This is a genomic window from Pantoea sp. GABEPS69 (assembly GCF_045780835.1).
Classification (GTDB): Bacteria; Pseudomonadota; Gammaproteobacteria; order Enterobacterales; family Enterobacteriaceae; genus Pantoea; species Pantoea septica.
In genome coordinates this window covers 2,828,103-2,840,276 of the sequence record NZ_CP118618.1, presented here as the reverse complement: position 1 = coordinate 2,840,276, position 12,174 = coordinate 2,828,103, and the positions used below count along the sequence as shown (strand labels likewise).

General features: G+C 58.3%; 13 protein-coding genes. All 13 read left to right on the top strand.

All coding sequences use genetic code 11. The features are described 5' to 3' along the window. Positions 1–5: 5 nt before the first annotated feature. Positions 6–1,226 carry a 2-oxoglutarate dehydrogenase complex dihydrolipoyllysine-residue succinyltransferase gene (gene odhB, locus PVE98_RS13895; protein WP_096072795.1) on the top strand — a complete coding sequence of 407 codons (1,221 nt, stop codon included), beginning with the start codon at positions 6–8 and terminating at the stop codon, positions 1,224–1,226. 73 nt (positions 1,227–1,299) lie between these two features. Beyond that, positions 1,300–2,466, top strand: a complete 1,167-nt coding sequence (gene sucC / locus PVE98_RS13890; RefSeq protein ID WP_033751700.1) for an ADP-forming succinate--CoA ligase subunit beta — start codon at positions 1,300–1,302, stop codon at positions 2,464–2,466. Continuing rightward, complete coding sequence (gene sucD, locus PVE98_RS13885; protein ID WP_033751698.1) at positions 2,466–3,341, top strand: succinate--CoA ligase subunit alpha; 876 nt, start codon at positions 2,466–2,468, stop codon at positions 3,339–3,341. Before sucC ends, sucD begins: the two co-directional genes overlap by 1 nt. A gap of 617 nt (positions 3,342–3,958) precedes the next feature. After that, positions 3,959–5,530: a cytochrome ubiquinol oxidase subunit I gene (cydA, locus tag PVE98_RS13880; RefSeq protein ID WP_096072796.1), complete on the top strand. Its 1,572-nt coding sequence runs from the start codon at positions 3,959–3,961 to the stop codon at positions 5,528–5,530. Between the two features lie 11 nt (positions 5,531–5,541). Beyond that, a complete protein-coding gene (cydB, locus tag PVE98_RS13875) occupies positions 5,542–6,681 on the top strand; it encodes a cytochrome d ubiquinol oxidase subunit II (protein ID WP_096072797.1) in 1,140 nt (379 codons plus the stop codon). A 15-nt stretch (positions 6,682–6,696) separates the two neighbouring features. Further along, positions 6,697–6,810 carry a cytochrome bd-I oxidase subunit CydX gene (gene cydX, locus PVE98_RS13870; protein WP_065426323.1) on the top strand — a complete coding sequence of 38 codons (114 nt, stop codon included), beginning with the start codon at positions 6,697–6,699 and terminating at the stop codon, positions 6,808–6,810. Then, positions 6,810–7,103 carry a cyd operon protein YbgE gene (ybgE, locus tag PVE98_RS13865; RefSeq protein WP_033751690.1) on the top strand — a complete coding sequence of 98 codons (294 nt, stop codon included), beginning with the start codon at positions 6,810–6,812 and terminating at the stop codon, positions 7,101–7,103. The genes cydX and ybgE overlap by 1 nt, the downstream gene beginning before the upstream one ends. A gap of 177 nt (positions 7,104–7,280) precedes the next feature. Next, a complete protein-coding gene (gene ybgC / locus PVE98_RS13860) occupies positions 7,281–7,685 on the top strand; it encodes a tol-pal system-associated acyl-CoA thioesterase (protein WP_033751687.1) in 405 nt (134 codons plus the stop codon). Then, positions 7,682–8,368 carry a Tol-Pal system protein TolQ gene (gene tolQ / locus PVE98_RS13855; protein ID WP_033751685.1) on the top strand — a complete coding sequence of 229 codons (687 nt, stop codon included), beginning with the start codon at positions 7,682–7,684 and terminating at the stop codon, positions 8,366–8,368. Before ybgC ends, tolQ begins: the two co-directional genes overlap by 4 nt. Before the next feature lie 13 nt (positions 8,369–8,381). Continuing rightward, positions 8,382–8,810, top strand: coding sequence for a colicin uptake protein TolR (tolR, locus tag PVE98_RS13850; protein ID WP_033751683.1), 429 nt, complete (start codon positions 8,382–8,384; stop codon positions 8,808–8,810). Positions 8,811–8,837: 27 nt separating this feature from the next. Beyond that, positions 8,838–10,169, top strand: a complete 1,332-nt coding sequence (gene tolA / locus PVE98_RS13845) for a cell envelope integrity protein TolA (protein ID WP_096072798.1) — start codon at positions 8,838–8,840, stop codon at positions 10,167–10,169. A 115-nt stretch (positions 10,170–10,284) separates the two neighbouring features. After that, positions 10,285–11,580 carry a Tol-Pal system beta propeller repeat protein TolB gene (gene tolB, locus PVE98_RS13840; protein ID WP_033751678.1) on the top strand — a complete coding sequence of 432 codons (1,296 nt, stop codon included), beginning with the start codon at positions 10,285–10,287 and terminating at the stop codon, positions 11,578–11,580. Between the two features lie 63 nt (positions 11,581–11,643). Beyond that, on the top strand, positions 11,644–12,174 hold the full coding sequence (pal, locus tag PVE98_RS13835; protein ID WP_033751676.1) for a peptidoglycan-associated lipoprotein Pal: 531 nt from the start codon (positions 11,644–11,646) through the stop codon (positions 12,172–12,174).

Sequence of the window (12,174 nt, the reverse complement as noted above, 5' to 3'; positions counted from 1 at the left end):
AGATAATGAGTAGCGTAGATATTCTCGTTCCCGACCTGCCTGAATCCGTTGCCGATGCCACCGTGGCAACCTGGCACAAAAAACCAGGCGATGCGGTAAGCCGCGACGAAGTGCTGGTAGAGATCGAAACAGACAAAGTGGTACTGGAAGTGCCGGCCCAGGCTGACGGCGTGCTTGAAGCCGTGCTGGAAGAAGAAGGCGCGACCGTCACGTCGCGTCAGATTCTGGGTCGCCTGAAAGAGGGCAACAGCGCTGGTAAAGAAACCAACGCTAAAGCCGAAGCTAACGAATCCACGCCGGCGCAGCGCCAGACCGCGTCGCTGGAAGAAGAGAGCAACGATGCGCTGAGCCCGGCCATTCGTCGCCTGATCGCCGAACACGATCTCGACGCGACGCAGATTAAAGGCAGCGGCGTCGGCGGTCGAATCACGCGCGAAGATGTGGAAAAGCATCTGGCGAACAAACCTGCCGCGGCCAAAGCCGCGCCGGCCGCCGCTGAAGCTGCGCCGCAGCCAGCCGTCGCCAACCGCAGTGAAAAACGCGTGCCGATGACCCGTCTGCGCAAGCGCGTGGCCGAGCGTCTGCTGGAAGCGAAAAACAGCACCGCCATGCTGACCACCTTCAACGAAGTGAATATGAAGCCGATTATGGATCTGCGCAAGCAGTACGGCGACTCCTTCGAGAAGCGTCACGGCGTGCGTCTGGGCTTTATGTCCTTCTACCTCAAGGCCGTAGTGGAAGCGCTGAAGCGTTTCCCGGAAGTGAACGCTTCTATCGACGGCGAAGATGTGGTGTACCACAACTACTTCGACGTCAGCATCGCTGTCTCCACGCCGCGCGGCCTGGTGACGCCGGTGCTGAAAGATGTCGACGCGCTGAGCATGGCGGACATCGAGAAGAAAATCAAAGAGCTGGCGGTGAAAGGCCGTGACGGCAAGCTAACGGTCGACGAACTGACCGGCGGCAACTTCACCATCACCAACGGCGGCGTTTTCGGCTCGCTGATGTCGACGCCGATCATCAACCCGCCGCAGAGCGCCATCCTGGGCATGCACGCCATCAAAGATCGTCCGATGGCGGTCAATGGTCAGGTCGTGGTGCTGCCGATGATGTATCTGGCGCTCTCCTACGATCACCGCTTGATCGATGGCCGTGAATCGGTCAGCTATCTGGTGGCGGTGAAAGAGCTGCTGGAAGATCCGGCACGTCTGCTGCTGGACGTCTGATTTTTGCCGGGCGCGCCGACGAAACGCGCGCCCAACCTTATTACTCTTTTCAGACCTGAATGGATAGAACATCATGAACTTACACGAATACCAGGCGAAACAGCTGTTTGCACGGTATGGTATGCCGGCACCCACCGGCTACGCCTGCACTACGCCACGTGAAGCAGAAGAAGCGGCCTCTAAAATTGGTGCTGGCCCGTGGGTAGTGAAATGTCAGGTTCATGCCGGCGGACGCGGTAAAGCGGGCGGCGTGAAAGTGGTTAACAGCAAGGAAGAGATTCGCGCTTTCGCTGAACACTGGCTGGGCAAACGCCTGGTGACCTATCAAACTGACGCCGACGGCCAGCCGGTAAACCAGATCCTGGTTGAAGCGGCGACCGACATCGATCAGGAACTCTATCTGGGCGCGGTGGTTGACCGTGCGACCCGTCGCGTGGTCTTTATGGCCTCGACCGAAGGCGGCGTTGAGATCGAGAAAGTGGCGGAAGAGACCCCGCACCTGATCCACAAAATGGCGCTCGATCCGCTGACCGGTCCGCAGCCTTATCAGGGCCGCGAGCTGGCGTTCAAACTCGGCCTGACCGGCAAGCAGGTCAGCCAGTTCACAAAAATCTTTATGGGCCTGGCGACGCTGTTCCTGGAGCGCGACCTGGCGCTGGTTGAGATCAATCCGCTGGTGATTACTAAGCAGGGCGATCTGGTCTGCCTCGACGGCAAGCTGGGCGTGGACGGCAACGCGCTGTTCCGTCAGCCGGAGCTGCGCGAAATGCGCGACCCGAGCCAGGAAGACCCGCGCGAAGCGCACGCTACGCAGTGGGAACTGAACTACGTGGCGCTGGAAGGCAATATCGGCTGTATGGTCAACGGCGCAGGTCTGGCGATGGGCACCATGGACATCGTTAAGCACCACGGCGGCCAGCCGGCTAACTTCCTCGACGTGGGCGGCGGCGCGACCAAAGAGCGCGTTACCGAAGCCTTTAAAATCATCCTTTCCGACGACGCGGTAAAAGCGGTATTCGTTAACATCTTCGGCGGCATCGTGCGCTGCGACCTGATTGCCGACGGCATCATCGGCGCGGTGGCGGAAGTCGGCGTCAACGTGCCGGTCGTGGTGCGTCTGGAAGGAAACAACGCTGAGCTGGGCGCACAGAAACTGGCGGACAGCGGACTGAATATCATTGCAGCAACCAGCCTGACAGATGCGGCACAGCGCGTCGTTGCGGCTGCGGAGGGGAAATAATGTCTATTCTGATCGACAAAAACACTAAAGTGATTTGCCAGGGTTTTACTGGCGGTCAGGGTACGTTCCACTCTGAGCAGGCGCTGGCTTACGGCACGCAGCTGGTTGGCGGCGTGACGCCGGGCAAAGGCGGCACCACCCATCTCGGTCTGCCGGTGTTCAACACCGTGCGCGAAGCGGTAGAAGCCACCGGCGCGACGGCGACCGTGATCTACGTTCCGGCGCCGTTCTGTAAAGACGGCATTCTGGAAGCGATTGATGCAGGCATCAAGCTGATCATCACCATCACCGAAGGCATCCCGACGCTGGATATGCTGACGATTAAAGTGAAGCTGGACGAAGCGGGCGTGCGCATGATCGGCCCGAACTGCCCGGGCGTGATCACCCCAGGCGAATGCAAAATCGGCATAATGCCGGGTCACATCCATCAGCCGGGCCGCGTCGGCATCGTATCGCGCTCCGGTACCCTGACCTATGAAGCGGTGAAGCAGACCACGGACATCGGCTACGGCCAGTCGACCTGCGTCGGCATCGGCGGCGACCCGATCCCGGGCTCCAACTTCATCGACATCCTGAAAATGTTCCAGGATGACCCGCAGACCGAAGCGATCGTCATGATCGGCGAAATCGGCGGCAGCGCGGAAGAAGAGGCGGCGGCGTTCATTAAAGAGCACGTCACCAAACCGGTTGTTGGCTATATCGCGGGCGTTACCGCGCCGAAAGGCAAGCGTATGGGCCATGCGGGCGCCATCATCGCAGGCGGCAAAGGCACGGCGGATGAGAAGTTCGCGGCGCTGGAAGCGGCAGGCGTGAAAACCGTGCGCAGTCTCGCGGATATCGGCGACGCGGTGAAAGCGGTGCTGCCGGCTAAATAAGCGCGCATGCATCAGCTATCAGGCCACCCTTCGGGGTGGCTTTTTTTTGCCTGTAGAGAGAGCAGGGCGCTGAAAATTCTTCTCCGGACGCGGGCAGCGAGAGGTGTAACGGGCGAGAAGCAATAAGTTCTTTTTAAGGCGGAAAGTTAAAAATTAAAATTAAAGGTAATGCTTTTCTAAATTACGCTATTTCTCAGTGACAACTAATTAACAATCTTCTCAAGGCTACACATCTGGAAATTAAAAGCGTTAATCCAAATCAATAATTATCGATATTTAACAAACTTTACCGCTGGCAAAGCGTAAGCCAACCGGTTTTAATTGCGCTGCATCAATTCAGTCGTTTCCAATAACATCCAGGAGATTGCGCCAGGTCGCGCTAAATCAATGCCGCCGGCTTTTCTCGCTCGCCTGCCTGAAATCGACTGAATGATGCTTTTCGGGGAAGTTTCACCACTGTTACTCGCTCACGTCGGGCCGCGGATGCGTCTTATCCGTCGGTAACAAAAAGCTGGAATTAATAATCAGTCGTTCCTGAATCTTATTCTCTGCGTCTATGCCCGTTGTTCGCCGTTGTTATTCGCAGAGTAAGGTCATGCGAGGAGCAAGGAGTCATTATGCTAGATATTGTCGAGCTGTCGCGTTTACAGTTTGCCTTAACGGCGATGTACCATTTCCTGTTCGTCCCGCTTACGCTCGGTATGGCGTTTTTGCTGGCGATCATGGAAACGGTTTACGTCCTGAGCGGCAAACAGATCTATAAAGATATGACCAAATTCTGGGGCAAGTTATTCGGCATTAACTTTGCGCTGGGCGTGGCCACCGGTCTGACCATGGAGTTTCAGTTCGGCACCAACTGGTCTTATTACTCTCACTACGTCGGCGACATCTTCGGTGCGCCGCTCGCCATCGAAGGGCTGATGGCGTTCTTCCTGGAATCCACCTTCGTCGGGCTCTTTTTCTTCGGCTGGGATCGCCTGAGCAAAACGCAGCATCTGGCGGTCACCTGGCTGGTGGCGCTGGGTTCTAACCTGTCGGCGCTCTGGATCCTGGTGGCGAACGGCTGGATGCAGAATCCTATCGCCTCCGCGTTCAACTACGAAACCATGCGAATGGAGATGCTGAGCTTCTCCGAACTGGTGCTCAATCCGGTGGCGCAGGTGAAATTCGTGCATACCGTCGCGGCGGGCTACACCACCGGCGCCATGTTTATTCTCGGCATCAGCGCCTGGTATCTGCTTAAGGGACGCGACGTCGCCTTTGCGAAACGTTCGTTCGCCATCGCCGCCAGCTTCGGCATGGCAGCGGTGCTGTCGGTTATCGTGCTGGGCGACGAATCGGGCTACGAAATGGGCGACGTGCAGAAAACCAAGCTCGCCGCTATTGAAGCCGAATGGGATACCCAGCCCGCGCCGGCGGCCTTCACGCTGTTCGGCCTGCCGGATCAGGAGAAGCAGGAAAACGCCGCGGCGGTGCAGATCCCTGGCCTGCTTGGCCTGATTGCCACGCGATCTGTCGATACGCCGGTCACCGGCCTGAAAGATCTGATGGCGCAGCATGAGGTGCGCATCCGCAACGGCATGAAAGCCTACGCGCTGCTGAATCAGCTGCGCAGCGGCAGCGAAGATCCGGCGGTGCGCGAGGCCTTCGACCAGAGCAAACAGGATCTGGGCTACGGCCTGCTGCTGAAACGCTATACCCCGAACGTGGCGGATGCCACCGAGGCGCAAATCAGTCAGGCGGTGAAAGACTCTATTCCGCGCGTGGCGCCGCTCTATTTCGCCTTCCGCATTATGGTGCTGGCGGGCGTGCTGCTGCTGGGCATTATCACCTTCTCGTTCTGGAGCGTGATCCGCAACCGCGTCGGCAAGCATCGCTGGCTGCTGAAAGCGGCGCTCTACGGCATACCGCTGCCATGGATCGCGGTCGAGGCGGGCTGGTTCGTCGCCGAATATGGTCGCCAGCCGTGGGCGATCGGCGAAGTGCTGCCGACCTCGGTGGCCAACTCGTCGCTGACCGTGGGCGATCTGCTCTTCTCCATGCTGCTGATCTGCGGTCTTTACACGCTGTTCCTCGTGGCGGAGATGTATCTGATGTTTAAATTCGCGCGCCTCGGGCCGAGCAGCCTGAAAACTGGACGCTATCACCATGAGCAGGTCGCGGCGACGGCTGAGCCGGTACGCGGTTAAGGAGAGCAACCATGTTTGATTATGAAGTTTTGCGCTTTGTCTGGTGGCTGCTGATCGGCATTCTGCTGGTGGGCTTCGCCGTAGCGGACGGCTTTGATATGGGCGTCGGCATGCTGACGCGACTGATGGGGCGTAACGATACCGAACGCCGCATTATGATCAACAGCATCGCGCCGCACTGGGACGGCAACCAGGTCTGGCTGATCACCGCGGGCGGGGCGCTGTTCGCCGCGTGGCCGATGGTGTATGCCGCCGCCTTCTCCGGCTTCTATGTGGCGATGATTCTGGTGCTGGCGTCGCTCTTTTTTCGTCCGGTAGGTTTCGATTATCGTTCTAAAATTGAAGATATGCGCTGGCGGGGCATGTGGGACTGGGGCGTCTTTATCGGCAGCTTCGTGCCGCCGCTGGTGATTGGCGTCGCGTTCGGCAATCTGCTGCAGGGCGTGCCGTTCCGCGCGGATGAATTTTTGCGCCTCGACTACACCGGTAACTTCTTCCAGCTGCTCAATCCGTTCGGGCTGCTGGCGGGCGTGATCAGCGTCGCGATGATCCTGACGCAGGGCGCGACCTATTTGCAGATGCGCACCGCAGGCGAGCTGCATCTGCGTTCGCGCGCGGTGGCGCAGGTGGCGGCGCTGGTGATGATGGTCTGCTTCGTGCTGGCGGGCGTCTGGGTGAAATATGGCCTCGACGGCTACGTTATTACCAGCGCCATCGATCACCACGCCGCGTCGAACCCGCTGGGTAAAACCGTGGTGCGCGAGGCGGGCGCCTGGCTGGCGAACTTTAACCATATGCCGGCGCTGTGGCTCTTTCCGCTGCTCGGCGTGGTGCTGCCGCTGCTGACGGTGCTGTTCTCGCGCTGCGAGAAGGGCGGCTGGGCGTTCGTCAGCTCATCGCTGACGCTGGCGTGCGTCATTATGACCGCCGGTATCGCGCTGTTTCCCTTTATCATGCCGTCGAGCATCGAACCCGGCATGAGCCTGACGATGTGGGATGCCACCTCGAGCCAGCGCACGCTGACGGTGATGACCTTCGCCGCCATTATTTTCGTCCCGATTATCCTGGCCTACACCAGCTGGTGCTACTACAAGATGTTCGGGCGGATCACGAAAGAACATATTGAGCGCAATACGCACTCTCTCTACTGATTAAGGAGACGACGCATGTGGTATTTTGCTTGGATTCTCGGCACCCTGCTGGCCTGCGCTTTCGGCATCATCACCGCGCTGGCGCTTGAGCACGTTGAAGATAGCGCCGCGCAGGACGAGCGCGCCTGATGCGCAAACTGATTCGGACGTCATACCGTCTGATGAACAAAGGGCCTTTACGGGCCCTTTCGCTCATCCTGGCGCTGATTGTCGCGGGCTGTTTGTTCTGGGATCCCTCACGCTACGCCGCGCACACCAGCACGCTCTCGGTCTGGCAGGGCATTCTGGTTATCTGGGCGGTCTGCGCCGGCGTGATCCACGGCGTAGGCTTCCATCCGCGCCGCACGCGCTGGCAGGCGCTCTTCTCGCCGGCGGTGGCCCTGATCGTTCTGCTGTTCGCGCTCTACTGGTTCTGGCGCTGACGCGCAATGCCCGCCGCTGGTGGTGAGGTATTGTCAGCGGCAGGTCAAGAAATCTACTGAAAATCCTTCTGATTGTTACCTTCCGATAATTATTTTCTCCTGGCTCTGGCATCCCATTCCCAACCCCAAATCTCTTGCGTATAGTAGCAACGTTTAAAAACGAGACCGGGATGTAGAGTGAGTACAACGCTGTTTCGCTGGCCGGTTCGGGTCTATTACGAAGACACCGATGCTGGTGGCGTGGTTTACCATGCCAGCTATATCGCTTTTTATGAACGAGCACGTACCGAAATGCTGCGTCAGCGCCATTTCAATCAGCAAACGCTGCTGGAACAGCAGGTTTCTTTTGTGGTGCGGCGCATGACGGTGGACTATGTTGCGGCGGCGCGTCTTGACGACCTTCTGGAGATCCAGAGCGAAGTCACCGCTATGACGCGCGCAACCATGACATTTTCCCAGCGTATCGTGAATGCAGAAGGCAGAGTCCTGAATGAAGCAGAAGTCCTGATTGCCTGCATTAACCCACATCTTATGAAGCCGATTGCGCTTCCCAAGTCTATTGTCGCGGAGTTCAAGCAGTGACTGACATGAACGTTCTTGATTTGTTCCTGAAGGCGAGCCTTCTGGTCAAACTTATCATGTTGATTTTGATCGGCTTTTCTATTGCCTCATGGGCCATCATTATTCAGCGCACCCGAATTCTGAACGCGGCGGGACGCGAGGCGGAAGCCTTTGAAGATAAATTCTGGTCCGGCATCGAGCTGTCGCGTCTCTATCAGGAGAGCCAGGGACGCCGTGAAGAGCTGAGCGGTTCAGAGCAGATCTTCTACGCCGGCTTTAAAGAGTTCGCTCGTCTGCACCGCGCCAACAGCCATGCGCCAGAAGCGGTGGTGGAAGGCGCCAGCCGCGCGATGCGCATCTCGATGAACCGCGAGCTGGAAACGCTGGAAAACCATATTCCTTTCCTCGGCACCGTCGGCTCTATCAGCCCCTACATCGGCCTGTTCGGCACCGTATGGGGCATCATGCACGCCTTTATCGCGCTGGGCGCGGTCAAGCAGGCGACGCTGCAGATGGTTGCGCCGGGCATCGCCGAAGCGCTGATCGCCACCGCGATCGGCCTGTTCGCCGCGATTCCGGCGGTCATGGCCTACAACCGACTGAACCAGCGCGTCAACAAGCTGGAGCAGGGCTACGACAACTTTATGGAAGAGTTCACGGCCATCCTGCACCGTCAGGCCTTCTCCAGCGACAGCGCGAAGTAAGCGGAGGTAACCCATGGCCAGAGTACGTGGTCGCGGCCGCCGCGACCTGAAATCGGAAATTAATATCGTTCCGCTGCTCGACGTCCTGCTGGTGCTGCTGCTGATCTTTATGGCGACAGCGCCGATTATTACCCAGAGCGTAGAAGTGGACCTGCCGGACGCCACCGATTCGAAAACGGTCTCCAGCGACGATAATCCGCCGGTGATCGTTGAGGTCTCAGGCGTCGGTCAGTACAGCCTGGTAGTGGATCACGATCGTATGGAGCAGTTGCCGCCGGAACAGGTGGTGAGCGAAGCGCAGCGTCGCATCGAGGCGAATCCGAAAACCGTCTTTTTAATCGGCGGCGCAAAGGATGTGCCCTATGACGAAATTATTAAAGCGCTCAACCTGCTGCATCAGGCAGGCGTTAAATCTGTCGGTTTGATGACGCAGCCGATTTAAAGTCGAACCGTTTTTTGGGAACCGAGTGTGTCGAAGGCAACCGAGCAAAACGAGAAGTTAAAGCGCGCGATAATTATATCGGTGGCTCTGCACGTGGTACTGATCGCCCTGCTGATCTGGAGCTCCTTCAACGAGAATATTGAGGCGAGCGGCGGAGGCGGCGGCAGCGATATCGACGCGGTGATGGTCGATCCTGGCGCCGTGGTAGAGCAGTACAACCGTCAACAGAACCAGAAAAGCGACAGCCAGCGCGCCGAGCAGCAGCGTGAGAAGCAGGCGCAGCAGCAGGCTGAAGAGCTGCAGCAGAAGCAGGCCGCGGAACAGCAGCGTCTGAAGGCGCTGGAAAAAGAGCGTCTGCAGGCGCAGGAAGCGGCAAAAGCGCAGGCTGAACAGCAGAAACAGGCGGAAGCGGCGGCTAAAGCGGCGCAGGAGCAGCAGAAAGCGGCCGAGGCGGCTGCGGCGCAGGCGAAAGCCGATGCCAAAGCGGAAGCGCAGGCGCAGTCCAAAGCGGCTGCCGAGGCGGCGCAAAAGGCGGAAGAACAGGCTAAGCAGGCCGCCGCCGACGCGAAGAAAAAGGCGGAAGAGCAGGCGAAAGCCGCCGCCGCGTCCGCCGCCAAAGAGAAAGCGGTAGCCGACGCGAAAGCGGCAGCCGATGCGAAGGCCAAAGCGGCGGCGGAGGCGAAAGCTAAAGCGGCGCAGGAGGCGAAAGCCAAAGCGGCCGAGGAAGCGAAAGAGAAAGCCGAAGCGGCTAAAGAGAAGGCGGCTCAGGAAGCGAAAGAGAAAGCCGAAGCGGCCAAAGAGAAAGCGGCGCAGGAAGCCAAAGAAAAAGCGGAAGCCGCGAAAGAGAAAGCGGCGGCCGAAGCGAAAGCGAAAGCCGATGCGGCCGCCAAAGCCAAAGCGGACGCCGCGGCGAAAGCCAAGGCCGCCGCCGACGCGAAGAAAAAAGCGGCGGCGGAAGCGGCGAAAAACAGCAGTGACGTCGACGATCTGCTTGGCGGCCTGACCTCTGGTAAGAATGCACCGAAAAGTGGCGCGGCCGGTGGCGGCGGCGCGGCAGGGCAGGGCAACCAGAAAAAAGCCGGCGCATCGGGCGCAGAGATTAACTCTTATCTGGGACAGGTTGTGGGCGCGATTCAGAGCCGCTTCTACGATGCTGATACTTATAAGGGGAAAGAGTGTAACCTGCGTATCAAGCTGGCGCCTGACGGTTTGCTGATTGACGTCAAATCTGAAGGCGGCGACCCGGCGTTATGCCAGGCGGCTATCGCTGCCGCGAAGCAGGCTCGCATTCCTAAGCCGCCATCGCAAGCAGTGTATGAAGTGTTTAAAAACGCGCCAATGCGTTTCAAACCGGAATAATGCAGTAACCCGCGGCAGGTTGGACTAAGGTTAGCTTGCCGTATTAGATGAATACTCGTGTTTTTCAGGAACTGTGCGAATTATCATGAACTCAGGTTCAGGTAAGGGAGAAAAGATGAAGCAGGCACTTCGTGTAACCTTAGGTTTTTTTGTTCTGCTGTGGGCTGCGATGCTCCACGCAGAAGTACGCATTGAAATTACGCAGGGCGTCAACACCGCGCGCCCAATTGGTGTGGTGCCGTTTAAATGGGCTGGCTCAGGCGCCGCGCCTGAAGATGTGGGCGGCATCGTCTCCGCTGACTTACGCAACAGCGGTAAATTCAATCCAATCGATCGTTCACGTCTGCCGCAGCAGCCGACCAGCGCGCAGGAAGTACAGCCTGCCGCCTGGAGCGCGCTGGGTATCGATGCGGTGGTTGTCGGTCAGGTCACCTCTAATCCAGATGGCAGCTATCAGGTTGCGTATCAGCTGGTGGACACCGGCGGCGCGCCGGGCACCGTTCTGGCGCAGAACTCTTACAAAGTCACCAAACAGTGGCTGCGCTATGCTGCGCACACCGCCAGTGACGAGGTGTTCGAGAAGCTGACGGGCGTTAAAGGCGCGTTCCGCACTCGTATCGCCTACGTGGTGCAGACCAACGGCGGCCAGTTCCCGTACGAACTGCGCGTGTCAGACTACGATGGCTTCAACCAGTTTGTCGTGCATCGCTCGCCGCAGCCGCTGATGTCTCCGGCCTGGTCGCCAGACGGCAGCAAAGTGGCCTACGTGACCTTTGAAAGCGGTAAATCGGCGCTGGTGGTACAGACGCTGTCAAACGGCGCGATTCGCCAGGTTGCCTCTTTCCCGCGTCACAACGGCGCGCCGGCCTTCTCGCCGGATGGGACTAAACTCGCTTTCGCCCTGTCGAAAACGGGCAGCCTGAACCTCTACGTGATGGATCTGGCTTCCGGCCAGACGCGTCAAATCACCGACGGTCGCTACAACAGCACTGAACCGAGCTGGTTCCCGGATAGCCAGACGCTGGCTTACACCTCGGATCAGGCTGGAGCGCCGCAAATTTATAAAATTGGTATCAACGGCGGTGCGCCACAGCGTATTACCTGGGAAGGTTCGCAAAACCAGGATGCGGACGTCTCTGCCGATGGTAAAACCATGGTGATGATTAGCAGCGCCGGTGGCGCTCAGCACGTCGCCAAACAGGATCTGGTAACGGGAGCCGTTCAAACGTTAACGAGCACGTTCCTGGATGAATCGCCAAGTCTGGCTCCAAACGGCACGATGGTAATCTATAGCTCTACTCAGGGGATGGGTTCCGTGTTGCAGTTGGTATCAACAGATGGGCGTTTCAAAGCGCGTCTTCCGGCAACTGATGGACAGGTAAAATCACCTGCCTGGTCGCCGTATCTGTAATGCATAGGTCCCCTGCGCAGCAGGGGGTTAAATGTATGATAAACAATATAACAGGATAACAAAATGCAACTGAACAAAGTGCTGAAAGGGTTGATGCTGGCTCTGCCGGTTCTGGCTGTAGCCGCTTGTAGCTCACACAAAAACAACAACAATGACCAGACTGGCATGGGCGCTGACGGCGCTTACGGCAACGGTGCTGGCATGAACGGCAGCGGCAACGGCAACATGTCTTCTGACGAGCAGGCGCGTCTGCAGATGCAGCAGCTGCAGCAGAACAACATCGTCTACTTCGGTCTGGACAAATATGACGTGCAGTCTGACTACGCTCAGATGCTGGACCAGCACGCAGCCTTCCTGCGCAGCAACCCGTCATACAAAGTGACCATCGAAGGTCACGCGGATGAGCGCGGCACGCCGGAATACAACATCGCACTGGGCGAGCGTCGTGCTAACGCCGTGAAGATGTACCTGCAGGGCAAAGGCGTATCGGCTGACCAGATGTCTATCGTTTCTTACGGTAAAGAGAAACCGGCTGTTCTGGGTCATGACGAAGCGGCTTACTCTAAAAACCGTCGTGCCGTTCTGGTCTACTAA